General features: G+C 74.2%; 24 protein-coding genes and 1 pseudogene. 14 read left to right on the forward strand and 11 right to left on the reverse strand.

Annotated elements, in window-relative coordinates; all coding sequences use genetic code 11:
- The first annotated feature begins 24 nt into the window (after positions 1-24).
- From K7396_RS31910 to K7396_RS31930, 5 genes are all read left to right on the forward strand, one after another.
- Entirely contained in the window at positions 25-1,008 is a 984-nt protein-coding gene (locus K7396_RS31910; RefSeq protein WP_086719615.1) for a zinc-dependent alcohol dehydrogenase, read from the forward strand.
- A 78-nt stretch (positions 1,009-1,086) separates the two neighbouring features.
- Positions 1,087-1,485: a 6-pyruvoyl trahydropterin synthase family protein gene (locus K7396_RS31915; protein WP_086719616.1), complete on the forward strand. Its 399-nt coding sequence runs from the start codon at positions 1,087-1,089 to the stop codon at positions 1,483-1,485.
- A complete protein-coding gene (locus K7396_RS31920) occupies positions 1,482-2,603 on the forward strand; it encodes a glycosyltransferase family 4 protein (protein WP_086719617.1) in 1,122 nt (373 codons plus the stop codon). Before K7396_RS31915 ends, K7396_RS31920 begins: the two co-directional genes overlap by 4 nt.
- Positions 2,600-3,475, forward strand: a complete 876-nt coding sequence (locus K7396_RS31925; protein WP_086719618.1) for a class I SAM-dependent methyltransferase — start codon at positions 2,600-2,602, stop codon at positions 3,473-3,475. Before K7396_RS31920 ends, K7396_RS31925 begins: the two co-directional genes overlap by 4 nt.
- Complete coding sequence (locus tag K7396_RS31930; RefSeq protein ID WP_174886900.1) at positions 3,472-4,479, forward strand: lysylphosphatidylglycerol synthase transmembrane domain-containing protein; 1,008 nt, start codon at positions 3,472-3,474, stop codon at positions 4,477-4,479. Before K7396_RS31925 ends, K7396_RS31930 begins: the two co-directional genes overlap by 4 nt.
- Before the next feature lie 102 nt (positions 4,480-4,581).
- Here the strand turns inward: K7396_RS31930 and K7396_RS31935 are convergent.
- Positions 4,582-5,253 (reverse strand): annotated as a pseudogene (locus K7396_RS31935) (RibD family protein); the annotation flags it as partial.
- Entirely contained in the window at positions 5,213-5,968 is a 756-nt protein-coding gene (locus K7396_RS31940; RefSeq protein WP_086719619.1) for a creatininase family protein, read from the reverse strand. The gene K7396_RS31940 and the pseudogene K7396_RS31935, both read right to left, overlap by 41 nt.
- 187 nt (positions 5,969-6,155) lie before the next feature.
- On the opposite strand from K7396_RS31940, the gene ribA reads away from it, so the two are divergent.
- Positions 6,156-6,764 carry a GTP cyclohydrolase II gene (gene ribA / locus K7396_RS31945; RefSeq protein ID WP_174886902.1) on the forward strand — a complete coding sequence of 203 codons (609 nt, stop codon included), beginning with the start codon at positions 6,156-6,158 and terminating at the stop codon, positions 6,762-6,764.
- A 94-nt stretch (positions 6,765-6,858) separates the two neighbouring features.
- Here ribA and K7396_RS31950 read toward each other — a convergent pair whose 3' ends face one another.
- Complete coding sequence (locus K7396_RS31950; protein WP_152104519.1) at positions 6,859-7,608, reverse strand: CbtA family protein; 750 nt, start codon at positions 7,606-7,608, stop codon at positions 6,859-6,861.
- 15 nt (positions 7,609-7,623) lie between these two features.
- Positions 7,624-7,842: a CbtB domain-containing protein gene (locus tag K7396_RS31955; RefSeq protein WP_152104518.1), complete on the reverse strand. Its 219-nt coding sequence runs from the start codon at positions 7,840-7,842 to the stop codon at positions 7,624-7,626.
- Between the two features lie 324 nt (positions 7,843-8,166).
- Between K7396_RS31955 and K7396_RS31960 the strand changes: the two genes are divergently transcribed.
- The 4 genes from K7396_RS31960 to K7396_RS31975 all read left to right on the forward strand — a co-directional run bounded on the left by K7396_RS31960 (position 8,167) and on the right by K7396_RS31975 (position 14,013).
- Positions 8,167-8,799 carry a histidine phosphatase family protein gene (locus tag K7396_RS31960; RefSeq protein ID WP_174886899.1) on the forward strand — a complete coding sequence of 211 codons (633 nt, stop codon included), beginning with the start codon at positions 8,167-8,169 and terminating at the stop codon, positions 8,797-8,799.
- Between the two features lie 59 nt (positions 8,800-8,858).
- Positions 8,859-9,299 carry an SPW repeat protein gene (locus tag K7396_RS31965; RefSeq protein WP_086719010.1) on the forward strand — a complete coding sequence of 147 codons (441 nt, stop codon included), beginning with the start codon at positions 8,859-8,861 and terminating at the stop codon, positions 9,297-9,299.
- Positions 9,300-10,076: 777 nt separating this feature from the next.
- Positions 10,077-11,903 (forward strand): alkyl/aryl-sulfatase, encoded by a 1,827-nt coding sequence (locus tag K7396_RS31970; RefSeq protein ID WP_086719009.1) that lies wholly within the window; start codon positions 10,077-10,079, stop codon positions 11,901-11,903.
- Between the two features lie 79 nt (positions 11,904-11,982).
- Positions 11,983-14,013 (forward strand): ATP-binding protein, encoded by a 2,031-nt coding sequence (locus K7396_RS31975; protein WP_152104517.1) that lies wholly within the window; start codon positions 11,983-11,985, stop codon positions 14,011-14,013.
- A gap of 21 nt (positions 14,014-14,034) precedes the next feature.
- Here the strand turns inward: K7396_RS31975 and K7396_RS31980 are convergent, their stop codons facing one another.
- From K7396_RS31980 to K7396_RS32000, 5 genes are read right to left on the reverse strand one after another with little or no spacing between them, the layout of a single operon-like run.
- Positions 14,035-15,075 (reverse strand): serine hydrolase domain-containing protein, encoded by a 1,041-nt coding sequence (locus K7396_RS31980; RefSeq protein WP_086719008.1) that lies wholly within the window; start codon positions 15,073-15,075, stop codon positions 14,035-14,037.
- Positions 15,072-15,995 carry a DUF6895 family protein gene (locus tag K7396_RS31985; RefSeq protein ID WP_086719007.1) on the reverse strand — a complete coding sequence of 308 codons (924 nt, stop codon included), beginning with the start codon at positions 15,993-15,995 and terminating at the stop codon, positions 15,072-15,074. The genes K7396_RS31980 and K7396_RS31985 overlap by 4 nt, the downstream gene beginning before the upstream one ends.
- Complete coding sequence (locus K7396_RS31990; protein WP_086719006.1) at positions 15,992-16,975, reverse strand: DUF6895 family protein; 984 nt, start codon at positions 16,973-16,975, stop codon at positions 15,992-15,994. The genes K7396_RS31985 and K7396_RS31990 overlap by 4 nt, the downstream gene beginning before the upstream one ends.
- Complete coding sequence (locus tag K7396_RS31995) at positions 16,972-17,673, reverse strand: hypothetical protein (protein WP_223660265.1); 702 nt, start codon at positions 17,671-17,673, stop codon at positions 16,972-16,974. Before K7396_RS31995 ends, K7396_RS31990 begins: the two co-directional genes overlap by 4 nt.
- 15 nt (positions 17,674-17,688) lie before the next feature.
- The gene (locus K7396_RS32000) at positions 17,689-17,874 is read right to left on the reverse strand and encodes a hypothetical protein (RefSeq protein WP_086719004.1); all 186 of its coding nucleotides are present in this window, start codon (positions 17,872-17,874) and stop codon (positions 17,689-17,691) included.
- 470 nt (positions 17,875-18,344) lie between these two features.
- On the opposite strand from K7396_RS32000, the gene K7396_RS32005 reads away from it, so the two are divergent.
- Together K7396_RS32005 and K7396_RS32010 are read left to right on the forward strand one after the other, a co-directional pair.
- The gene (locus K7396_RS32005) at positions 18,345-20,300 is read left to right on the forward strand and encodes an MFS transporter (RefSeq protein WP_152104516.1); all 1,956 of its coding nucleotides are present in this window, start codon (positions 18,345-18,347) and stop codon (positions 20,298-20,300) included.
- Positions 20,300-20,848: a MarR family winged helix-turn-helix transcriptional regulator gene (locus K7396_RS32010; RefSeq protein WP_152104515.1), complete on the forward strand. Its 549-nt coding sequence runs from the start codon at positions 20,300-20,302 to the stop codon at positions 20,846-20,848. The genes K7396_RS32005 and K7396_RS32010 overlap by 1 nt, the downstream gene beginning before the upstream one ends.
- 27 nt (positions 20,849-20,875) lie before the next feature.
- Here K7396_RS32010 and K7396_RS32015 read toward each other — a convergent pair whose 3' ends face one another.
- Positions 20,876-21,445, reverse strand: a complete 570-nt coding sequence (locus K7396_RS32015; RefSeq protein ID WP_086719056.1) for a TetR/AcrR family transcriptional regulator — start codon at positions 21,443-21,445, stop codon at positions 20,876-20,878.
- Positions 21,446-21,528: 83 nt separating this feature from the next.
- On the opposite strand from K7396_RS32015, the gene K7396_RS32020 reads away from it, so the two are divergent.
- Complete coding sequence (locus tag K7396_RS32020; RefSeq protein ID WP_086719055.1) at positions 21,529-22,449, forward strand: NADP-dependent oxidoreductase; 921 nt, start codon at positions 21,529-21,531, stop codon at positions 22,447-22,449.
- Between the two features lie 147 nt (positions 22,450-22,596).
- Positions 22,597-23,004: a TOBE domain-containing protein gene (locus K7396_RS32025; RefSeq protein WP_152104514.1), complete on the forward strand. Its 408-nt coding sequence runs from the start codon at positions 22,597-22,599 to the stop codon at positions 23,002-23,004.
- Between the two features lie 73 nt (positions 23,005-23,077).
- On the opposite strand, the gene K7396_RS32030 is transcribed toward K7396_RS32025, so the two are convergent.
- Positions 23,078-24,598 carry a PucR family transcriptional regulator gene (locus K7396_RS32030; protein WP_152104513.1) on the reverse strand — a complete coding sequence of 507 codons (1,521 nt, stop codon included), beginning with the start codon at positions 24,596-24,598 and terminating at the stop codon, positions 23,078-23,080.
- Positions 24,599-24,671 lie beyond the last annotated feature (73 nt).

Below are 24,671 nucleotides of genomic sequence, written 5' to 3' on the forward strand. Positions count from 1 at the left end.
GCCGTAGCGTCCAGGAGGATCCCGATGCCGCGCGTCGCTTGTGCTTTTTGGCTAAGCGCTCCAGGTCAGGGCGAACTCCGTACGGTGCCCCTGCCGGAGCCCGCCGCCGACGAGGTTCTGGTGCGCACCGTCTGCTCCGGGGTGAGCCGCGGAACGGAGACCCTGGTCTTCCGCGGCGGCGTCCCCGAGAGCCAGCACACCGTGATGCGGGCGCCGTTCCAGGAAGGCGCCTTCCCCGCGCCGGTCAAGTACGGCTACCTCAATGTTGGCGTCGTCGAGGAGGGGCCGCACGAGCTGCTGGGCCGTACGGTCTTCTGCCTGTACCCGCACCAGACCCGCTACGTCGTCCCGGCGAGCGCCGTCACCCCGGTGCCGGACACCGTGCCCGCCGCGCGTGCCGTGCTGGCCGGCACGGTCGAGACCGCGGTGAACGCCCTGTGGGACGCCGCGCCGCTGGTCGGCGACCGGATCGCGGTGGTCGGTGCGGGGATGGTCGGCTGCAGTGTCGCCGCGGTCCTGGCCCGCTTCCCCGGCGTCCGGGTGCAGTTGGTCGACGCCGACCCCGCGCGCGCCGCCACCGCACGGGCGCTGGGGGTGGACTTCGCGCTGCCCGCGGACGCCCTGGGCGACTGCGACCTGGTCGTGCACGCCAGCGCCACCGAGCGGGGCCTGACCCGCTCGCTCGAACTGCTCGCCCCGGAAGGCACCGTGATCGAGCTGAGCTGGTACGGAGACCGGCAGGTCAGCCTGCCGCTGGGGGAGGCGTTCCACTCCCGCAGACTGGTCGTGCGCAGCAGCCAGGTGGGCACGGTCTCCCCGGCCCGGCCCCGCCGCACCTTCGCCGACCGGCTCGCCGTCGCCCTCGACCTGCTCGCCGACCCCGCCTTCGACGCGCTGATCACCGGCGAGTCGGACTTCGAGGACCTGCCGCGGGTGATGCCCCGCCTCGCCTCCGGTGATCTCCCGGCGCTGTGCCACCGCATCCGCTACGGGCCCGACGGCGGCTGACGACCCCCGGCGGACCGACCGGAATCCGCCCCCCGACGACACCCCGCATGAGACCGACATCACACCGGAGGAACGGCCTTGTTCAGCATCACCGTCCGCGATCACCTGATGGTCGCCCACAGCTTCCGGGGCGCGGTCTTCGGACCCGCGCAGCGTCTGCACGGCGCGACCTTCATCGTGGACGCCACCTTCCGCCGCGCCGAGCTCGACGCCGACAACATCGTCGTCGACATCGGCCTGGCCACCCAGGAACTCGGCGCCGTGATCGGGGAGCTGAACTACCGCAACCTCGACGACGAGCCCGACTTCGCCGGCATCAACACCTCGACGGAGGCGCTCGCCAAGGTCATCGCCGACCGGCTCGCCGCCCGCATCGAGGCGGGCAACTTCGGCGCGGGCGCCCGCGAGCTGGCGGGGATCTCGGTCACCCTGCACGAGTCGCACATCGCCTGGGCGACGTACGAGCGCACCCTGTGACCTCGACCGGCGCCACCGCGGAGGCGGAGCGGGTGGTGCACTTCGTCCTCCCCGGTGACGTCGACGATCCGGCGGTCCCCAGCGGCGGCAACACCTACGACCGCCGGGTGTGCCGCGACCTCCCGGCCGCCGGCTGGCAGGTGCGCCCGCATGCCGCGGCCGGCGGCTGGCCGCGGCCGGACGCCGCCGCCCAGACCGAGCTGGGGCGGTACCTCGCGGCGCTGCCGGACGGCGCCGTGGTCCTCCTCGACGGCCTGGTCGCCTGCGGCGTCCCCGAGGTCCTGGTCCCCGAGGCGGCGCGGCTGCGGCTCGCCGTCCTCGTCCACCTGCCGCTGGCCGACGAGACCGGACTCGACCCCGCCCTGGCGGCGGAGCTGGACGCCCGCGAACGCCGCACCCTGCACGCCGCGGGGGCCGTCGTGGCCACCAGCGCATGGGCCGCCCGCAGACTCGTCGACCACCACCGACTGGACGCGGACCGGGTCCATGTCGCCCGGCCGGGAGCCGACGCGGCGCCCCTCGCGCCGGGCACGGACGGCGCCTCCGGGCTGCTGTGCGTCGCCGCGGTCACCCCGCGCAAGGGCCAGCACCTCCTGGTGGACGCCCTCGCCACCGTCACCGAGCTGCCCTGGAGCTGCGCCTGCGTCGGCGGGCTCGACCGCGACCCGGAGTACGTCGCCCAACTGCGGCGCGGCATCGCACGGTCCGGGCTCGACGACCGGGTCGACCTCACCGGACCACAGGCCGGCGCGGACCTGGCAGCCCGCTACGCCGCCGCCGACCTGCTGGTCCTCACCTCGTACGCGGAGACCTACGGCATGGTGGTCACCGAGGCGCTGGCCCGCGGCATCCCGGTGCTGGCGACGGAGGTCGACGGGCTGCCGGAGGCGGTCGGGCGGGCCCCCGACGGCACGGTGCCGGGCGTGCTCGTCCCGCCCGGCCGGCCGTCGGCCGTCGCCGGGGCGCTGCGCGACTGGCTGGAAGACCCGCGACTGCGGGACGGGTTGAAGAATGCCGCACGCGCACGGCGTGCCATGCTGGAGGGGTGGGAGATGACGTCGCACAGTCTGGTCGGAGCGCTGGAACGGCTCCGGAACGAGAACCGGAGCGCACGGTGAACGCGACCGACAGGCCCCGATTCGCCCCGCGGTGGCTGGAGTTGCGCGAGCGCGCCGATGCCGCCGCCCGCGCCCCCGAGCTGCTGCATCCACTCCTGGAGTGGATGTCCGCGCGGGCGCCCGAAGGACCGCCCGGGGGCAAGGGCGGCCTGGTGATCCGCGACCTCGGGTGCGGCACGGGCTCGATGGGGCGCTGGCTCGCCGTCCGGCTGCCCGGACCCCAGCACTGGGTCCTCCACGACCTCGACCCCCTGCTGCTCGCGCACGCCGGCGCCCGGATGCCGGTGACCGCCGCCGACGGCACGCCCGTCGACGCCACCACCCGGCGCGGCGACCTGGCCGCCCTCACCGCCGCCGACCTCGCCGGCACCTCGCTGGTGACCGCCTCCGCGCTGCTCGATCTGCTCACCCGCGACGAGGTCGAGGCGCTCGCCGACGCCTGTGTGGACGCCGGCTGCCCCGTGCTGCTGGCCCTCTCCGTCGCCGGACGCGTCGAACTGACACCGCCCGACCCGCTCGACACCGAGATCGCCGACGCCTTCAACGACCACCAGCGGCGCACGGACCAGGGCCGCGCGCTGCTCGGACCGGACGCCATCGCGGCGGCCGTCGCGGCGTTCGAGCGGCGCGGCGCGACCGTGGTGGTGCGGCCCAGCGCCTGGCGGCTCGACTGCGCGGAATCCGCGCTGACCGCCGAATGGCTGCGCGGCTGGGTCGGCGCGGCGCACGCCCAGCGGCCGGAGCTGGCCCCGGAGGCGGTGGCCTACCTGCGCCGGCGGCTGGAGGAGTGCGCGGCCGGGGAGCTGTCGGTCGCGGTGCACCACACGGATCTGCTGGCGCTGCCCGGGCCCGCGTCCGGGAGCGCGGGATGAACCGGTCCCGCTGGGCGGCGTGGCTCAGGCTGCTCGCGGGACTGGCCATCCTGGTGGCGCTGGTGTGGCACCTGGGCTCCGCCGCCTTCCTGGACGGCCTGCGCAGGATCGACGCCGGCACGCTGCTGGCCGCCCTCGCCATCGGCGCGCTCACCACGGTGTTCAGCGCCTGGCGGTGGTGCCTGGTGGCCCGTGGCCTCGGGCTGCGGCTGCCGCTGGGCGGGGCCGTCGCGGACTACTACCGGGCGCTGTTCCTGAACGCGGCGCTGCCCGGCGGCGTCCTGGGCGATGTGCACCGCGCCGTCCACCACGGCCGGCACTCCGGTGACCTCGGCCGGGGCGTACGGGCGGTGGTCCTGGAGCGCACCGCGGGCCAACTCGTGCTGCTCGTCGCAGGGACGGTGGTGCTGCTCGTCCGGCCCTCGCCCGTGCTGGCGCCGGTCACCCGCTTCCTGACCTCGCCCGCGGTCGCCCTGACCGCGGCCGCGGCGGGCGTGCTGCTGGTGGCGGGCGCGGTCCTGCTGCGCCGGAGGCGGGGCGCCTCGCGCGCCGAACGCGCCCTGCGCACCGTGCTGACCGAGGCCCGCCAGGGCCTGCTGGCCCGCGGCGTCTGGCCCGGCGTCGCGCTCTCCTCCGTGGTGGTCCTGGCGGGCTACCTCGGGATGTTCGTGCTGGCCGCCCGGGTCGCGGGCGCCGACGCGCCGACCGCCGAACTGGTGCCGCTCGTGGTGCTGGCGCTGCTCGCGATGGCACTGCCGCTGAACGTCGGCGGCTGGGGCCCCCGGGAGGGCGCCGCCGCCTGGGCGTTCGGCGCCGCCGGGCTAGGCGCGGCGCAGGGGCTCACCACCGCCGTGGTCTACGGTGTCCTCGCCTTCGTCGCGAGCCTCCCGGGCGCCGGGGTGCTGCTCGTCCGCCGGTCCGCCGAACGGCGCACCGAACGCCCGCAGTTCGAGTTCGAAGAGCGTGTCCTCGCCGAGCAGGGCGCGTCGCAGCGGCGGGCGTAGCGCCTCCCGCATCACCGGGGTACCGGGGAAGCGCAGGCCGGGCACGCCGTCGCCGAGCAGCACCGGGGCGACGGTGACATAGAGCCGGTGCAGCGCCCCCTCCCGCAGGAAGCGCGACACGGTGACCCCGCCCCCCTCGACCAGCACCCGGCCCAGCCCGCGCCGCGCCAGCGCCGCCAGCAGGCGCGGGGGAGCGGCGGCGTCCGCGTCCGGCAGCACCAGCACGTCAACGTGGCTGCCGCGGGGCGCGGCGGTGACGTCCGGTCCCACCACCCACAGCGTCGGCGCGGCACCGTCGGTGAACACCCCGCTGTGCAGCGGCACCCGGCCCCGCGGGTCGAGCACCACCCGCACCGGACTGTCGCCCGTGCAGGCCCGTACGGTCAGCCGGGGATCGTCCGCCACGGCGGTGCCGGCCCCGACGACCACCGCATCGGCCAGTGCTCGCAGGCGGTGCAGATGGCAGCGGTCCTCCGCCCCGGTGACATAGTCGGCGTCGCCGGTACGGGTCGCGATGAAGCCGTCCAGGCTCTGCCCGAGCTGCGCGAACGCGGCCCGGGGCCCGGCCAGGCACAGCGGCAGATAGCGGGCCGCGAGCTCCACCGCCTCCGGCGTGGCGGGCCCGGCCCACCGCAGTCCGCCGTCCTCGTCGGCCACCATCCCGGCGGCCCGCGCCTGGTCGGCGGTACGGATCGTCCGCAGCCGCTCCCAGGCGGCCGCCGCGTCGAGTACCTCAGTCATGGGCTTCCGTTCCCGCGCCGGACAGCGCGGCATACTCGTCGAATGCCTCGGCCAGGCCGGCCAGCAATTCCTTCCCCTTCCGGGCGGACGCCAGCGAAGGACGCCCGATGATCCCGGATTCGGTATACGCCGACATGCCGAGCGTCAGCAGGTGCTTCCGGTCATCGGCGACCCAATCCGACGATTCGTAGCCTTCCTTGACCAATTCGGGATGGGCGTACAGCAGAATGGACGTCTCGGCCTCTCCGGCATGCATATCGGTGTGCCCGGACGTCTCCACCCCGGCCCGGCTGCGCGCCGCGTCCCAGTCGGCCGATCCGGGGAAGAGCGCCATCCGCACGCCGCTCCCCGCGGATTCCTGAACGACATTGCGCAGCACGTAATTTCCGCCGTGTCCGTTCACCAGAATCAGGGTGCCGATACCGGACCTGCGGAGCGAATCGGCGATGTCCCTGACCACCGCGTGCAGGGTGCGCGCCGAAATGCTGACGGTCCCCGGCCAGTCGGCGTGTTCGTGCGAACAGGACACGGTCAGCGGCGGCAGCACCTGGACGGGGCGGCCGGCCGCCACCTCCCTGGCGATGGTGCAGGCGATGACGGTATCGGTGGTCAACGGCAGGAAAGCGCCGTGTTGTTCGAAGCTGCCGATCGGCAGTACGGCCATCGTCGGCCGGCGTGCCCGGACGTCCTCGGTGGTGTCCGCCGGCAACAGGCCGGGCGCCGGAGTCGGGTGTCCCGAAGGGGTCATCGTGTGCTGCGGCCTTTCGTCGCTGACTCACCGAGTCATGGTTCTCGCAGCATACTTGTTGTGTTCTGAGCGAGTCCCGCCGATCCATTCCTCCCGCGGGTACGATCGCGCCATGATGGACCCCGACGACGACGTGCGCACCGACCTCCGTGTCGCAATCGATGATGCCCTCGGCCACAAACCGGGCGTGGAACAGGTGGTGACGGCCAGGCTGCCCACCACATATGGTGAATTTCTCGCCGTCGGCTATCTGGACCGCCGTACCGGCATCGAGCAAGTGGCTCTGGTCCATGGCGATGTCGCGGGAGAGCGGGTGCTGACCCGGGTGCATTCGGAATGTCTCACCGGCGATGTCTTCTCCTCCACCCACTGTGAATGCGGTGATCAATTGTCCGCCGCGCTGCGCGCGATCGTGGCGGAAGGGCGCGGCATTCTCGTCTATCTCCAGGGCCACGAGGGCCGGGGGATCGGACTGCTGGCCAAGCTCCGGGCGATGAAGCTGCAGGAGGGCGGGCTGGACACGGTCGAGGCGAACATCGCGCTCGGGCTGCCCGTCGACGCGCGTGACTACGCCGTCGCCGCGGAGATGCTGCTGGACCTCGGCGTCCGGTCCGTGCGGCTGCTCTCGAACAACCCGCGCAAGCGCGAGGCCCTGCTGCGGCACGGCATCGCCGTCGCCGAACAGGTCCCGCTGCTGATGACACCCCGTGCGGAGAACATCCGCTACCTCCGCGCCAAGCGCGAGCGCCTCGACCACGACCTGCCGCACCTGGACGGCATCCACGGTCTGTCCTGACGCGGCGGGACGCACCGCGAGGGCGGCCGTCCCGGAAACACGAGGAGGGCTCGCGACGACGGACGTCGCGAGCCCTCCTTCGTGAGTGCCGGGGTCAGGAGGCGGCGGGCGCCGCCTCGGCCGCGGTGGCCGGGGACCGGGTCGGGACGACCCGCTCCGCGAGGTGACCGAAGAGCAGCCCGAAGGAGGTCCACAGCACCAGTTGGATGGCGATCGCCGAGAGCCGGAACTGCCAGAGCAGCGTCGGCGAGAAGCCGTGCGGCACCTCGTTGATCGCCGGCAGGAACGCGTAGGCGAGGCCGATGGCGACCACGAACGCGGCGCCGGCCGCGACCGTGGCGTACCAGTTGCCCAGCTTCGGAGCCAGCCGCCGGCCGAGGATCGTGGCGGCGACGGCCAGCAGGATGCCGAGCAGCATCATCAGGAAGTACAGGGCGGTGCGTTTGCCGATGGTGTCGGGGTCACCGACGGACGGCGGGTTGGCCGGGTACTTCAGGAACGGTACGAGGTAGACGGCCAGCAGCGCCGCGCCGGAGAGCAGCGCGGCCGTGGCGCGGGCGCCGAACCCGCCGATCCGCCCGAGGGCGAAGCAGAAGGCCAGGGCGGCGATGCCGCCCAGCGCCACGCCGTACACGAGCACGCCGGTGGCCAGGCCCGCCGTGGACTGCACACCGCGGCTGACGACCTCCATCTCGTGCTCATGGCTGTGTGCTTCCTCGAACGCGATGGCGGCGTTCACCTGCGGCTCACCCAGCAGATAGGCGACCACGAGGGCCAGGACACCGGCGGCCAGACCGGCGAGCATCCCGCGCACCAGGAGGTTTCTGATGGTGACGGAGTTCATGGGTGTGCCGTCCGATCAGTGGCAGGGGAAGCCGAGGAGGTGGCGCCCGTCGTGGACCCACTCGTGGACGTCCGTGCCGGAGAGGACGGAGGTGGCGCCCTGCTCCGCGCCGATGAAGTACAGCAGAACGAGCATCAGGACGCCGACGAAGAGCGCCCACGGGGCAAGGGTCTTGAGGGGGAGCGGGGCCGGGGTGACGGCGCCGGTGGCCGGGGGTGCGATGGTCTGGGCCATGGCGGAACCTCCTGTGCGGGGAACTCGCGTCCCTGGTCGTTGGAGTGCGTAACGACATGTCGGGTCTGGCTCGCCCGGTTCCGGCCCTGCTGGGCTGGTGTCGACCGGACATACAGTGGCGCGACCGCGCCGGGATCCCACCGGCTTCCGTCATGTCATCGTCAATATCATCGGGAAGGTACCGCGAACCGACCCCCGGGCCAAGACCGTGCAGGGGGCGGAGAGGCGCGGGACAGGGCGCGTGGGCCGGGCAACTCCCTTGCTCGGGTTCGGGGTTGCCGGTGCCGGTGAACGGTGGAGGAAGAGACAGTGACGACTCGGGTGATGTTGGTCTCACCGGCCGCGGGCGAGGCCCAGCGCGAGGTGCGCTTCGACGACGACGGACCGCTCGGCGAGGCGGGGCTGCGCCGTGTCCGGGACGCGGCCGGCGCGCTCCCGGCCGCCGGCCGGATCTTCGCCTCGCCCTCCGTGCGGTGCCGGACCACGGCCGCGGAGCTGGGGCTGCCGGCGCGCGCCGCGCAGGAGGTGGCGGGCTGCGCGATGGGCGGCTGGCGCGGCCGGACCCTGGCGGAGGTCGCCGACGCCGAGCCGCTCGCGGTGTCCGCCTGGCTCTCGGACCCGGACTTCACCGGGCACGGCGGGGAGTCGCTGCGGCAGCTGTGCGACCGGGTCGAGGGCTGGCTGACGGAGATGGCCCGGGACGCGGGCCGGGTGGTGGCCGTCGTCGAACCGGATGTCGTACGGGCGGCGGCGGTCTGCGCGCTGGGGGTTCCCGTGGAGGCGTTCTGGCGGCTGGATGTGCCGCCGCTGACCGTGACCGAGCTGAGCGGCCGCGGCGGGCGCTGGAATCTGGGCCTGGGGCGGGCACCGGGCCGCAGTGACGGCGGTACGCCAGATATCCGGCAAAATTCGCTTGGCACTTCATCTACACATAAAGGCGACATAAGCGCAGAATAAAAGTGCGAGGCTCCATGCCCCGCGGAACGGCCGGAGCGCGAGTCAAGGAGGCGAGTCGCATGGCCGACGTCTCACACCACAGGGGAGATCTCGCAGGTCACCCCGATGCTTCTGAGATGCAGGCGCGGTACGAGCGGGTGCTCGGCGGGCGTGACGTGGTACTCGTCGACGGGCCGGTGTTGCTGGTCGGTCTGTACTGCGCCGTCTCGCCGTGGATCCTCCACTTCACCGCCGCACAGCCGGCGCTCGTGACGCACAACCTCATCCTCGGTATCGCGATCGCCCTCCTGGCGGTCGGGTTCACCGTGACCCCCGAGCGGATGTACGGCCTGAGCGGTGCGATGTGCGCGATCGGCGTATGGATGATCATCTCGCCGTGGATCGTCGGCAGCAGCCCGGACGCCGGCGTCATCTGGAACAACGTCGTCATCGGCGCCCTGACGTTCCTGCTGGGTGCCATGTGCGTCGCCGCGGCCTCGAAGAGCCGCCGCGGCACCTGACGCGCCCTCCCGTGAAGCGGGCGGCAGCCGCCGGCCGCTTGCCTTTCTCAGGAGGCAAGCCGGTTGGCGGCTGTGCGAACGTCACCCGTTGGCCGCGCGGGCCGCGGCCGTCCGCGGCCAGGTGGCCCCACAGCCCGGCCAGCACCAGTCCGCCCGCGAGCAGGAGCCCGTGGGCCAGGACGATGCCGGCGGTCAGGCTGCCCACCGCCGCGACCGGCGCCAGCCAGGCGAGACCGCGGAGGTACGGGCGTAGGCGGACCGGGTGGCCGGCTGACGCGGCGCGGACGCGGGCGTCCGGTCCGGTACGGAGCCGGCAGCGCGCGGCCGGCTCGCCGAACGGGTGCTCGTCATACGGGGTCAGCGTCGTCCCTCCTCCGGGTCGTGCCGACGGCCGCGCCGGAGCGGCAGGGCGAGGGCGGGCACAGCGGTGTCGCGGTGACCGCCCCGGGCCCGGGTCGCCGGACCGGAGGCGCGGGGCGGCAGCGTCATCGGATGTTGTGCCCGGCCCGGCCCCGCCCGTAACGCCGCCGAAGGGAGTGGTGCCGTGCCGCGGCGAGGACTCCTGCGGCGCGGTCCCCGGCACGGACTTCGCCGGCCGCGGGCGCCGAACGGCCGCACCGCCCGGCCGACTTCGGCACCACGACGCACCGGGCCGGAGCACCGCCCGGTGCGCCCCTCCGCGGCGGGTGCCCGCAGGCATGCGATAACCGCCCATCTTCGGTTAAATCGGTGGCATGGGTCCGTCGACTGTGGCCCGCCCCGGAGAGGGAGCGTCCCGTGACCGCTGCACCCGTGGATGACCATCAGGACTTCGCCGACGCCGACCGCGGATTCATCGCCGCGCTCGACCCGCCCCAGGTCACCGCGGACGACGGCCGGATCATCTGGGACGCCGAGGCGTACCGCTTCCTTGCCGGGAACTGCCCCGACACCGCGCACGAGGGCCTGTGGCGGCACTGCGGGCTGGTGAGCCGGCAGGGCCTGTACGAGGTCACCGACGGCATCTACCAGGCACGCGGCCTGGACCTCACCAACATGACGCTGGTCGAGGGCGACCACGGCGTCGTCGTCATCGATCCGCTCGCCTGCGCCGAGACCGCCGCCGCGGCGCTGGAGCTCTACCGCAAGTACCGCGGCGACCGGCCGGTCACCGGCTTGATCTACACCCACTCGCACGGCGAGCACTTCGGCGGCGGACGGGGCGTCCTGCCGCACGACCACCACCCCGTGCCGGTGCTCGCGCCGGCCGGCTTCCTGCGCCACGCCGTCCGCGAGGGGGCCTACGCGGGGACCGCCATGACCCGCCGCGCCGTCTACCTGTACGGCACGCAGCTCCCCAAGGGCCCCGACGGCCAGATCGGCTGCGGCCTGGGCACCACCCGCTCCACCGGCACCATGACCCTCATCCCGCCGACCGTGGACATCACCCGCACCGGCCAGGAGGAGATCGTCGACGGCGTACGCATGGTCTTCCAGCTCACCCCGGGCACCGAGGAGCCCGCCGGGATGAACTTCTGCCTCCCGGCGCACGAGGCCCTCTGCCTGCCCGATAACGCCACCCACACCCTGCACGCCGTGCTGCCGCTGCACGGCGCCCCCGTCCGCGACGCCCGTGCCTGGTCACGCCACCTCGGCGAGGCGCTCGCCCTCTTCGGCGACGAGGCGGAGGTCGCCTTCGCCTCCCACCACTGGCCCACCTGGGGCAAGGACCGCGTCCGGACCCTCCTCGCCCGCCGGCGCGACCTGTACGCGTACCTGCACGACCAGACGCTGCGGCTGCTCAACGAGGGGCACACCGCCACCGAGATCGCCGAGGAACTCCGGCTGCCGCCCGCCCTGGAGCAGGACCCCGCCCTCCACGGCTACTACGGCTCGCTCGGCCACAACGTCAGGGCGATCTGCCAGCGCTACCTGGGCTGGTTCGACGGCAACCCCGCCCACCTGTGGGAACACCCGCCGGCCGAGCAGTCCCGCCGCTATGTCGACACCATGGGCGGCCTGGAGGCCACGGTCGACGCGGGCAAGCGGTACGCGGCCGACGGCGACCTGCGGTTCGCGGCCACCCTGCTCAACCACGCCGTCTTCGCCGACCCCCACAACCTCCGCGCCCGGCGTGAACTCGCCCTCGTCTACGAACGGCTGGGCCACGGCTGCGAGAACGGCACCTGGCGGAACTTCTACCTCACCGGCGCCATGGAGCTGCGCGGCACCCTCGCCGAGGCCCGCACCCCCACCGCCGACCCCGACCTCGCCCTGGCCCCGACCGTCGACCAGCTCCTCGACTCGCTCGCCATCCGCGTCGACGGCCCCCGCGCCTGGTCCACCGCGCTCACCCTCGACCTCCACCTCCCCGACGAGGACCGGACCTGGCACCTGACGCTCTCCCACGGGGCCCTCACCCACCTCAGCTCGCCCGGCGCTCCCCCGTCCTCCGGCTCCCGTGCCGCGGACCTCACGCTCACCCTCACCAAGCCCCAGCTGCTCGGCGTGCTCGCCGGCCACGGTCCCGGCGACGCGGTACAGCACGGCGAGACCGGGGCGCTGAACCGGCTGCTGGGCCTCGTCCGCACGCCGGACCCCACCTTCCCCGTCGTCACCCCCTGACGGGGCCGGCCGTCAACCTCGCGCCCCGGCCCGCCGCAGCGGGCTCCTGCCGGGGCCGCGACTGGGGCACACTGGCCCGGTGTTGAGCAACATTCCCGAGGAGTCGACCAGCTTCATCGGCCGGCGAACCGAACTGCGCCGGATCGACGAGGAGTTGACGGTGCATCGGCTGATCACGCTGACCGGCCCCGGCGGTGTGGGCAAGACCCGGATCGCGATGCGGGCCGCACGCGCGGCGGCGGCACGGTTCCCCGACGGGGTCTGCTGGGCCGACCTGTGGCCCCTGCACGGCGCGGGACGGCTGGTGGCCAGTGTCTGCGACGCCGTCGGGCTGGCCGACCACACGGCGCGGACGCCGGTGGCGGTGCTGTGCGAAGGGCTCGCCGGCAAACGGCTGCTGCTGGTCCTGGACTCCTGCGAACACCTCGTCGACGCCTGCCGCGACCTGCTGGGGGACCTGCTGACCGCCGCCCCCGGCGTGACCGTGCTGGTCACCAGCAGACAGCCGCTGGGCCTCGTCGGCGAGTGGACCACCGAGATCGGCCCGCTGCCGTGCACCGGCGGCAACGACGCGCTGGCCCTGTTCACCGAACGGGCCAGGACCGCGGCCCCCGGCCTCCCCCTCACCGCCGCACCGCACGCGGCGGCGGCCGCCGCCATCTGCCGCCGCCTCGAAGGCATCCCCCTGGCGCTGGAGCTGGCCGGCGCGCAGCTGGCGCACACCTCCGTCGAGCGGATCGCCGAACGGCTCTCCTCCCGCTTCGACGTCCTCGACGGCGACGGCCCGGGACACCCGCCGCGGCACCGGACGCTGCGCTGCGCCATCGGCTGGAGCCATGAGCTGTGCGCCCCGCTGGAACGGCTGCTGTGGGCCCGGCTGTCCGTCTTCCGCGGCACCTTCGACGAGGAGTCCGCCGGCGCCGTGTGCGCGGGCGGCCCGCTCACCGCGCAGGGCGTGCGCCGCACCCTGGACGCCCTGGCCGCCAAGTCGGTGCTCACCCGCGAGGGCCCCCGCTACCGCATGCTCGACACCCTGCGCGAGTACGGCCGGATGTGGCTGGCCGAACTCGGCGAGACCAGGACGCTCGCGGACCGGCACGCCGCGCACTTCGCCGCCTTCGGCCGCCGCGCCGAACGGGGCTGGCTGGGCCCCGAACAGGTCGGCTGGTACGGCAGGGTCGCCGAGGCCCACGTCGACCTGTGCACCGCGCTGGACCACCTCCTGGCCACCGACCCGGAACGGGCCCAGGAACTCGGCGCCGCCGTCGGCTTCTTCTGGAGCTGCTGCGGACACCTCCACGAGGCCAGGGAGTACCTCGCCCGCGCCCTGGCCGCCCATCAGGCACCGGGCCCGGCACGCACCGGCGCGCTGTGGGCCCTCGGCGTCGCCGTGCTCCTCCAGGGCGACCTGGCCCTGGCCGACTCCCTGGGCCTGGAGTGCGCACGCGCCGCCCGCGCGCTGGACGACGGGGAGGCCGTGCTCCAGGCGGGCTACCTCCTCGGCCTCACCCACCTGATGGCCGGCCGCCCGCTGTCCGCGCACACCGTCGCCGAGGAGGCGCTCGGCCCCCCGCCGCCCGCCCCCTTCGGCTCTCCCGCCCGGCTGCGCTGCCACCTCGTCCAGCTCTTCGCGCTCACCGGCCTGGGCAGGCTCGCCGAGGCCCGCGCCGAGGCGAGCGCGCTGCGCCGGGGGTGTGTGCAGCGCGGCGAGCACTGGGCCCGCTCCTATGTCGACTACCAGCTCTCGCTGATCTCGCTGCTCCAGGGCCGGCCGGAGGAGTCGGCGGGCCACGCCCGCGCGATGCTCGCGGCCAAAGCGGGCATCGGCGACAAGTTCGGGATCGCGCTCGGCCTGGACCTGCTCGCGGCCGCGGTGGCGGCCCAGGGCCACGGCGCGGCCGCCGCCCGCGTCTACGGCAGCGGCCAGGCACTCTGGCGGACCGTCGGGCATCCGCAGCGCGGCACCCCGGAGCTGCGGGCGGTGCGCGAGGAGTGCGAGCGGCGGGCCCGCGCGGCGATCGGCGACGAGGCGTACGCGGACCACTTCCACCGGGCCAGCGAGGAGCGGCCGGGGGCCTCGCTGGCCCGGATCCTGGCGGGCGACCTGTGATCGGCGGCCATCCCGTCCCGTTCAGGCGGCGCGGTCGCCGGCCAGCGCGTACAGCAGCTCGTAGGCGGTGGTGACCATCCGGCAGGAGCGGCCGCGGCGGGTGGCCAGGGCGGCCAGCCCGGTCCGCGTCGCCGGGTGGAAGCCGAGGAACGCCTGCTGGCCGAAGGTCGCCCCGACATGGAAGAGCAACGGGCCTCGCGGGGCCGGATGCTGATACCAGGTCAGGGTGTGGGTGTGGCGCTTGCGCCAGCCGCGGCGCAGCAGCGGCACCTGGACCTCGCGCAGCGGCCCGGCCAGCGGGGTGCCGCCGGGGGAGAGGTGCGCTTCGAGGTACGTGAGCAGGTCGCCGGGGGTGGCGCGGACCGACCCGGCGGCGGTGAAGGCGCCCATGTCCGCACTGTCCACCGGCGTCACCCCGTTCGTACGGTGGCCGATGGCGTCGGTACCGGTGGTGCCCGGGCCCAGCGTGGTGTCCGTCAGCCCGAGCGGGCGCAGCACCCGGTCGGTGAGCAGGGCGGGGTAACCGGCACCCGCTGCACCGGACAGGGCCGGGCCGAGCAGCGCCAGCCCGAAGTTGGAGTACCGCCAGCGGGTGCCGGGACGGTGCCGCGGCCGGGTGCGGGCGAAGGTGCGCAGCAGCCGCTCGGTGTCGTAGCGGGCGTAGCCGTTGGCGTACGGGTGCACCAGCGCGCCGGCGATCAGGTCGGCGGGGATCCGCGGCAGGCCGGAGGTGTGGGTGGCCAGGTGCCGCAGGGTGATCCGGCGCGAGTGCGGGTGCGGCAGCGGCAGCCGCGGCAGCCGGTCCGCGAGGCGGTCGTCCAGGGACAGCACCCCGGCGCCGGCCAGTTCGGCGAGCAGCAGCACGGTGAAGGTCTTGGAGAGCGACCCCAGTTCGTAGCGCAGCGCATGGCGGGGGGTGGGCGGAGCCAGCGCCGTGCCACCGGTCATCACGGTCCGCCGTCCGCACCGGGTGACCGCCAGCACGACGTCCGGCGCGTCGATCAGGGTGACCGCGTCCGCGAGGCGGTCACCGAGCGCCGGTCCGGGGCCTTCGGCGGTCATCCGACGGCGGACAGGGCCCGGGAGGTGGCCATCGCGGAGGCGAACGCGGCGACCAGGGTGGGGTGGTGGACCAGGTCGAAGACCCGCGCCGGGTCGCCCTGCGGCATCCGGCGCTGGATGGGCATCGCGCCGGTGGGCGACTGGGCCGCCGCGTACCGCTCCCACAGGTCCGCGTCCAGCGTGGGCCGCGGCAGGCAGGCGTCGACGACGAGGAGTTCGCCGAGCAGGTCCCAGTGTTCGAGGTCCGCCCAGTCCTCCGTCCAGGCGGGCAGGTAGCGCGTGAGGTAGTCGGTGATGGCCGGCGGGATGCGCTCGGGGGCCTCGCCCCAGTTGGTGAGGTGGAAGACGGTGTGGGTGAGGTCGTAGGCGATGTGCAGCTGCACCGTCCACGGTTCGGGCAGCTGCCCCAGCCAGGTGCGCGCCACGGCCCGGTCGAAGTCGCCGCTGGGCGGCAGGCCGAGCTTGCGTTCCGCGTTGAGCACGCCGAGCCGCCGGTTGGGCATCATCTCCAGCGCCGTCCAGGTGGCGGTGTGCCGGCAGATCTCCAGCGCGGCCTCCAGCCCCGGGTGGCGGTGGCCGAGTTCGTGGAAGGTCGCGTAGACCTCCAGCGGCACGGGGGAGAGCGGCTCGTCGTGCTGCAGCCGGGCCAGCACGTTGCCGCCGTCCAGCAGCTCCCGCCAGGCGAAGTCCAGCAGCTTCCCGGCCCGCTCCTTCTGCCGGGAGCCGGCCACGCCCTCCCGGAACAGCACCCGCATGTTGAGCGCCAGCTCCCCGATGGGCTTGAGCCGTTCGACGACCGCGCCGTTGGTGGCGAAGTCGTCGGGGGTCAGCCGGAAGTGCTCGCGGTGGTCGTCGAGCCAGGTCAGGGCCCGGTCGCCGACACCGTGCAGCAGGGCGGGGGATGCGGCCGTCACGGTCACGGGGCAGTCTCGCTTTCGCAGGGGGTCCGCCCGCCCGCCATCGCCGTATCCCCGGCCGGGCGCCCGGCCTCGGCCTCGTCGGAGGCGATACGGGCGAGGGTGGCGGCGAACGCGGTCACCAGGGTGGAGTGGTAGCAGGCCGTGAACGCCTCGGCCCGGTCGCCGGACGAGGGCGCGGCGCCGATCTCGGGCACGCTGCCGTCGGCCGCCCGGGCCCCGGCCAGCCGCTGCCAGGCCCGTGCGGGGTACGGCGCCTGCGGCAGACAGGCCGTCACGGCCAGCAACTCGCCGGCCAGGTCCCACAGCTGCTCCTCCAGCCAGTTCTCCAGCCAGGAGGGGAGCCACAGCCGCAGATAGCCGGCGAGTTCGGGGGAGAGCCGCTGCCGGTTGCGGCCCCAGTCCGTGAGGTGGAAGACGTCGTGGGTCACGCCGTACGCCGCCTTGCGGTCCAGTGCCCACGGCTCCGGCAGCCCGCCGAGTCCGGTCAGGGCCAGCACGGCCCCGAAGTCGGCGTGCTGGCGCAGCCCGATCCGCCGCTCCGCGTTGAGCACGCCGAGCGTACGGGTGTGATCCTCGCGGGCCACCCGCCAGCCGCGCAGCCGGGTCGTGGTGTCCACCAGCGCGTCGGCCTCGGCATGGCGCAGCCCCGCCTGGGCGAACACCCCGTAGAGCTCGACCGGGTAGGTGGCGAACGGCTCGCCGCGGATCAGCTCGGCGAACAGCTCGCCGTCGCGGGTCTCGTTCCAGGCGAACGCGAACAGCCCGCGGGCGGTCCGCCGGAACTCCTCCCGCGGGTGCAGTACCCCGATGAGCTGGGTCAGTTCGGCGAGTTCGCCCAGCGGTTTGAGGGTCAGGTTGGGGTCGGCGTCGGTGGTGACGTCCGGGGGCAGCCGGAAGAAGTCGCGCGCCTCCTCCAGCCACCCCAGGCTGCCGTGGACCAACGAGTCCAGCAGCCCGGGGTCGCCCCGGCCCCCGGTCACCAGCCCCGTCCGTAGAATCGCCGGGCCGCCACCACGTGCAGCGTCACCCGGGGGTCGCCGCCGCCCATGTGGCGGACGAACGCCAGCCCGCTGTCGAGGCCCAGGCTCTGCGGGACGTCGGGCAGCCGGGCCAGCCAGCGGCCCAGGCCGGCCGCCTGGAGCCAGTCCCTGCGGCGCACCGCCCGGACGAAGCCGCGGGCCAGATCGTCGGTGCGCGCCGTCAACTGCTCGGCGAGACCGGGCGCCAGTCCGGGCAGCGCGAGCGCCGCGAGCTGTGACACGCGGTGGGAGAGCTTCGGCCAGGGGTCGGCATCGATCCAGCCGGTCGCGGCATCGGGCGGCGGCGGCCACTCCCGCGCGCTCCCGGGCAGCAGCGTGTGCGAGGCCTCGACCAGGCCCCGGTAGGTCCATACCGACACCTCCGAGGCGTCCGCTCCCGGCGGATAGCTGGTGAGTGCCTGGTGGACGACCTCGGCATCGTCGCCGCCGGCGGGTGCCCCGGGAACGTCCATCGCGTACGGCGCGAGGACATCGGCGCCGAGCACCCGGATGGCGGCGGGGGCCAGCACCTCGCTCTGCCGCAGTACGGCCGACAACGCATAAGGGTCGCCCTCACCCCGCAGGGCGAGGGCGACCCCGGTTGCGGCATCGGCGATCACAGCGCTCAGCGGGACTGCTCCCTGCGTCTGTTCAGCCAACGCTTTCCCCTCAGCTCAGCGAACGTCGGTCTTGGGCCGGGGGGTGGGCGGCGAGATCAGGAGCAGCGCGGCCAGCAGCAGCGCACCTCCGCACTCGCGGGTATCGCGGAAGACACCGTCGGCCTCGGCGGGTTCGAGCAGTCCCTCGACCTCGGCGGCCAGGGCGGCCGTCCCGACCGGCGCTGTGCGATCCGTAACCATGCGATCAACTCCTTCGACGAATGGGATCTTCAGATTCACATCGGGGTATTTAGCACGCAAGGTGAAAAGTGCGACAAACGGCAATCTTTCGGGTGGTGGTGAGGGTTCCTCAGTCACCCCCGCCACCCTCAACTGCCGTTCTCCGCAGGGCTGATGGCATGGTGTCCGATGTGGCGGCCAGGTGTACGGGGCGATTGCTCCGGGGCCGGCGGCGCCGCACCGATGGGGGAGCCGGCTGCTCTGTTCGGATGCACCGGCCCGGCAGGGGCGCCCGTACGGGGGAGGGAGTGCCGGGACCTCGCGAGGGGCGGCCGGGGGAGCGGTTCCGCGGGGGGCGGTGCCGCGGGGTGCCGGGGCCGAAGGTGCGGAGCGGGCGGCCGGGGTCCGTCCCGCGCTGGCCGGTCCCCGCTCCCCGGAGTTAGATTGGTTGACGTCAAGCAAGTAAATATCCCGGTGGGAGCTGGTGCCCCGTGGGACGTACTGCTGATCTTGGTGGCCGGGCCGCCGCGGGCCCGCGGGCGCGCCGTGCGCCGGGGCCGGGCTACAAGTGGGTCGCCCTGTCGAACACGACCCTGGGCGTGCTGATCGCGTCCATCAACATGTCGATCATGCTGATCGCGCTGCCCGACATCTTCCGGGGCATCGGCGTGGACCCCCTGCAGCCGGGGAACACCAGCCTGCTGCTGTGGCTGATCATGAGCTACCTGGTGGTCACCGCCGTCCTGGTGGTCAGCTTCGGCAGGCTCGGCGACATGTACGGCCGGACCCGGATGTACAACCTGGGCTTCGCCGTCTTCACCGTCTTCTCCGTCCTGCTGTCGGTGACCTGGCAGCACGGCACGGCCGGCGCCCTGTGGCTGATCGCCATGCGGGTGCTGCAGGGCGTCGGCGGCGCCATGCTGATGGCCAACTCCAACGCGATCCTCACCGACGCCTTCCCCGCCCGGCAGCGCGGCCTCGCCCTCGGCCTGAACCAGGTCGCGGGCATCACCGGCTCCTTCGTCGGGCTGGTGCTCGGCGGTCTGCTCGGGCCGGTCAACTGGCGGCTGGTCTTCCTGGTGTCGGTGCCGTTCGGGGTGTTCGGCACCGCGTGGGCCTATCTGAAGCTGCGGGACACCGGCCTGCGCACCCCGGCCCGCCCCGACTGGTGGGGCAATCTCACCTTCGCGGCCGGACTGATCGCCCTGCTGGCCGGGATCACCTACGGCATCCAGCCGTACGGCGGGCACACCATGGGCTGGGGCAACCCCGCCGTGCTCGCCGCGATGGCGGGCGGGGTGCTGCTGCTGGCCGTCTTCTGCGTCGTCGAGACCAGGGTGGCGGCGCCGATGTTCCGGCTCGGGCTGTTCCGCATCCGCGCCTTCACCGCGGGCAACCTCGCCAGTCTGCTGGCCTCGCTCGGCCGCGGCGGGCTGATGTTCCTCCTCATCATCTGGCTGCAGGGGATCTGGCTGCCCCGGCACGGCTACGGCTTCACCGAGACGCCGCTGTGGGCCGGCATCTACATGCTGCCGCTGACGCTGGGGTTCCTGGTGGCCGGGCCGGTCTCCGGATGGGCCTCCGACCGGTTCGGGGCGCGGACCTTCGCCACCGGCGGGATGCTGCTCGCGGCCGCCTCGTTCGGCGCGCTGCAGGCCCTGCCGGTCGACTTCGGCTACCCCGGCTTCGCGCTGATCCTGCTGCTCAACGGCATCGGCATGGGCCTGTTCGCGGCGCCCAACCGGGCCGCCATCATGAACAGCCTGCCGCCCGACCAGCGCGGGGTGGGCGCCGGCATCAGCACCACCTTCCAGAACTCGGCCATGGTGCTGTCCATCGGCATCTTCTTCTCGCTGATGATCACGGGCCTGGCCGGGGCCCTGCCCCGCGCCCTCACCAGCGGACTGACCGCCCAGGGCGTCCCGGCGGCCGACGCCGCCAGGGTCGCGGCGCTGCCGCCGGTGGGCGTGCTGTTCGCCTCCCTGCTGGGCTACAACCCGGTCCGGACCCTGCTCGGCCCGCAGGTGCTCGACCACCTTCCGCCCGGGCACGCGGCGTATCTGACCGGCCGGGAGTTCTTCCCCCGGCTGATCTCCCAGCCGTTCTCCGACGGGCTGGCCGTGGCCTTCGGCTTCGCCATCGCCGCCTGCCTGATCGCCGCCGTCGCCTCGCTGCTGCGCGGCGGGCGGTACGTCCACGACGACGGCCGGGTCCGGCACCCGGCGGACGCGACGACCGCGACGAGCACGACGACCGCGACGGCGGCGGTGCCGGCGCCGGCCGCCGTGGCCGGGACGCCTGGGTGCGGGGCGGCGGAGGGCCCGGCCCCGGCCGCCGGGGATGCCACCGCGGCCACCGGCCCGGGCGCGGCCACCCGCATCGATCCGCCCCCACCCTCACCCCCACCCTCGCCTCCGCCGCCCTCGCCACCCTCCAGGAGCCCGTGATGGAGCAGTCCGACGCCCCGGCCGGGCGCCCGTCGCCGCCTGGGGCCGAACCGGCGGAACTGGCCGGGCGGCTGCGCGCGGTGATCCAGCAACTGCTGCCGCTGCTCCGCGGCCGGCAACGGCACCGGAACCTCACCCCGAGCCGTACGGCCGCCCTCGCGGCCCTCGCCGCCCACGGCCCGCTGCGCATCAGCGAACTCGCCGCGCGGATGAACATCGCCCTGTCCACCACCTCCCGCATGGTGGACCTGCTGGACACCTGCGGCTGGATCGCCCGCCGCCCCGACCCCGCCGACCAGCGCGCCAGCCTGATCAGCCTCAGCGCCGACGGGCTGGCGCTGCTGCGCGCCGTACGCCGGGAGACCACCGGCGTGCTCCGCGAACGCATCGCCCTGCTGCCCCCCGACCGGCAGCGGCTGCTGCACGAGGCGCTCCCCGCGCTGGAGGAACTGGTCGAGGGGGAGCAGCCGCCGCCCCGGGGGGAGCCGTCGCGCCCGGACCGGCCCCGGGGTGCGGGAGGGGCTCGGGGCGGTGACGGCACCCTCTAGCTAGCGCATCGCTCCGGGCTCCGGTGGCTAGCGCATCGCTCCGGCCGCGCGTACCTCGGCGAGCGCTTGCCGTGCCAGCGGGCCGAAGCCCTCGCTGTTGTCGGTGTCGATCCACCGGTCGTAGGCGATCTCCCAGACGAGCGTGCCCAGTCCCGCGGCCACGCGCGCGGTCAGGCCCGGGGCTCCGCGGCGTTCGAGGGCCTCGATCATCGAGGCGGTGAGGCCGATCCTTTTCAGGGCCTCGCGTTCCCGCAGTTCCGTATGGGCGTTCAGCACGGCCTGGCGCCGGGCGCTGAACTCGCGGCGGTCGGCGGAGAAGAACGTCCGGCCTAGCGCGTCGAGGGCGTCCGCCACCGCGTCGAGCGGCCCGGCCGCCGACGGCGCCGAGGCGATCGCTTCGACGAGCAGACCGGTCACCGTGCCCCTGTCGAAGAGCACCTCGCGCTTGTCCGGGAAGTGCCGGAAGAAGGTGCTCTTGGTGAGCCCCGCGCGCTCCGCGATCTCGATCACGGTCGTGTTCTCGTAGCCGCGCTCCTCGAAGAGGTCGAGGGCGGCGGCGGCGAGTCGTCCGGGTGCGTCGGGTTGCCAGCGAGCCATGAGAGCAGTGTACGGGACTTGGTCCCGTCATTGGTGTACGGTCCATGAGACCAAGTCCCATCACTTGCCAGGAGAGGTCACCGATGAGCAGAGCTGTCCGTTACCGGCGCTTCGGAGGTCCCGAAGTGCTCGAACTGCAGGAGATGCCCGAGCCGCACGCCGCACCGGACGAGGTCCGCGTCCGGGTCACGGCCGCCGGGCTGAATCCGATGGACTGGCAGATCGCCGCGCAGCCCGACGTGGCGGCGCGGTTCGGCCTCACCTTGCCGGCCGGGTTCGGCAGTGACTTCGCCGGAGTGGTGGACGAGGTGGGCGCCGAAGCCACCGGATTCGCGGCCGGCGACCGGGTGTACGGGGCGGCGATCGGCCGGTCCGTCGCCGATTTCGTGCTGGTCAGGACACCCGCGGCACATCTGTGGCCCACCCCGGACGGCATCGGCGACGAGGTGGCGGCCACGCTTCCGGTGGCCGGTCTGACGGCCTCCGCCGCACTCGCCGCGATCGGGCTCCGCACCGGGGACACCGTCCTGATCGGCGGGGCGGCGGGCGGCGTGGGCGTCTTCGCCGTGCAGCTGGCGAAGCTCGCGGGTGCCCGGGTGCTCGGCACCGCCTCCGAGCGCACCTTCGGATTCCTGCGCGGGCTCGGCGCCGAACCCGTGGCGTACGGCCCTGGCCTGGCGGACCGGGTGCGGGCCCTGGCGCCCGAGGGGATCACCGCCGCGACCGACCTGTTCGGAAGGGAGGCGGCCGAGACCGCGCTCGAACTCGGCGCGGCGCCCGAGCGGATCTCCGTCGTGGCCGACGGCCCCGCCCTGCCGCCCGGGGTCCGCACGGCGGGCGCCCTCGACGCGGGTCCAGGCACCCTGGAACGGATCGCCGACGCGATCCGTTCCGGCCAGATCACGGTGCCGATCGCGGCGACCTTCCCCGTCGAGCGGATTCGCGAAGCCGTGACGACGCAGGCCGAGAGGCACGTGCACGGCAAGATCGTGATCGCACTGTGAACCGGTAGCCAGCGCCTGTCGTCAAGGTCCCGCCTGCCTCGCGGCGCCTGGCACGCACTCCCCGCGCCTTGAGGGCGCGGGGGCGCCCGCGAGGCCCGCCCTACGGGCGAACGAGGCGACTTCGACGACAGGCCCTAGAGTGCGGGGGTGCCGACATACAGCATTGGCCAGGCAGCCGGGCTGCTGGGCGTGAGTTCGGAGACCGTCCGCCGCTGGGCCGATGGCGGGCAGCTGCGGATGGACCGGGACGGCGCGGGGAACCGGGTGATCGACGGGGTGGGCCTGGCGGCGTTCGCGAAGGAGCGGGCCGAGGGCCTGCATCCGGTGCCGGACGAGGTGCTCACCTCGGTGCGGAACTCCTTCGCCGGGATCGTCACCAAGGTGACCCTCGACGATGTGATCGCCCAGGTCGAGATCCAGTCCGGGCCGCACCGGCTGGTGTCGGTGATCAGCCGGGAGGCCGTCGAGGAACTCGGGATCGAGGTCGGGGTGCGGGCCACCGCCCGGGTGAAGTCCACCAATGTGCACATCGACCGGGCGGCCGGGCGGAGTTGAACCCGCCGGCCCGCGGTGGGCCGCCGCCCGCCCGGCAGCCGGGGCCCCGTCGTCCCACCCGCCCCGCCGTCGTTCAGCGGCAGAGCAGCGCCGCCTGCAGATCCAGTTTGTGATCGAGCCGGGACAGCTCGCGGCCGGTGAGCGTCTCGATGCGCTGGATGCGGTAGTGCACCGTGTTCACGTGCAGATGCAGCGTTTCCGCGGTCCGCGCCCATGACCCGTGGTGGGCGAGGAAGACCTCCAGCGTCTCCAGGAGCATCCGGTGCGAGGCGCTCCCGGCGCGCGCCAGCGGGCCCAGCACCCGGCTGCTGAAGGCCGTGCGCACATCGGCCGGGATCCCGGCCAGCAGGGCGCCCAGGGTGCTGAGGTCCTCGACGGAGGTCACCCGGGCGCCGTCCGGATCCCCGGCGCGGGCCGCCGCCCGTGCGTAACGCGCCTGGTGCAGCGCCGAGTCGAGGTCTCCGGCGGTGTGGACCGGTCCGCTGACCCCGGCGTGCAGCGGCGTCCGCGGCCGGCAGGCGTGCACGCCCGGCCACGGCTCGCCGAGCGGAAGACGCTCCTCCGCCGTGGGGTGCACGCGGACGACGGCCGCCGCCTCGCCGCCCGGCAGCCGGCCCGCCGCGAACGGCTCGCCGGGGGAGTGCCGCAGCGCCTCGGCCAGCGCCCGCACCGCCTGGTCACCCTCGTCGTCGCCCGCGGTGGCCACCACCACCTGGTACGGGCCGGTGGCCGGCAGACCCGCGGCGTGCAGCGCCGCCTCCAGCGCCGCACCGTCGGCCGGGCCGGATCCGACGAGCGCCAGCAGCGCGTCCGCCGCCCGCCGTCCGGCAGCCTGCCGCCGCTCGACGCGATGGCGGTACTGCGCCATGACCTCGGCGATCTCGTGCAGCACCCGGGGCGGGGCGTCGGCCGCACCCCGCAGATACAACTGCCAGCCGTCGTACGGTCCGGCCTCCCCGTCGATCCGCAGGGCGGTGCCGGCCGCCGCCGTCAGCTCCCGGGCGGCCTGACCGGCCGGCAGATGCGGGGCGGCCGTCGTCCGGGCGATGACCCGGCCGGTCGCCGTCACCAGGTAGCAGGGCGGCCCGCCCAGGTGGGCGAAGGCCCGGTCCAGCAGCGTGTCCGGCGCCGCGTCCTCGGCGAGCAGACCGGCCAGCTCGGTGCGGACGTTCTCCGGCAGCGCGTGGTGCTCGGTGGGGCGCCGGCTCAGGTCGCCCCACTGGCGCAGGTACACCGCCTCCGTGATCGCGCGGAAGGTGGTGTGCGCGGGCACCGCCAGCAGCACGACGCCCCGCTCGCGGCAGGCGTCGACCAGCGCGTCCGGGACCGTGCCATGGGTCTCCTCGCCGGCCAGCAGCGCGGTGGCCCCGGCGGAGCGCAGCGCCGAGACGAACCGGTCGGCCTTGCTGCGGCCGTCGTCGGGCGTCCACCACACCAGTCCGCTCAGCACCAGCTCGCCCGGCTGCAGGAACCGGGCCGGGTCCTCCAGGTCGGTGGCGGTGACACCACTGACTTGCCGGGTGAGGAGGGGACCGTCGCCCCACAGCAGGGTCAGGTCGAGCGAAGCGAGCTGGAGGAGGTCTTGAACGTGCATGGGCGTGCTCCTTGGGCGGCTGCCGGGAGCGCACCCCGGCATCTCACATTCACGAGGCGAAAGCGAGTACCGG

Source organism: Streptomyces angustmyceticus (assembly GCF_019933235.1).
Classification (GTDB): Bacteria; Actinomycetota; Actinomycetes; order Streptomycetales; family Streptomycetaceae; genus Streptomyces; species Streptomyces angustmyceticus.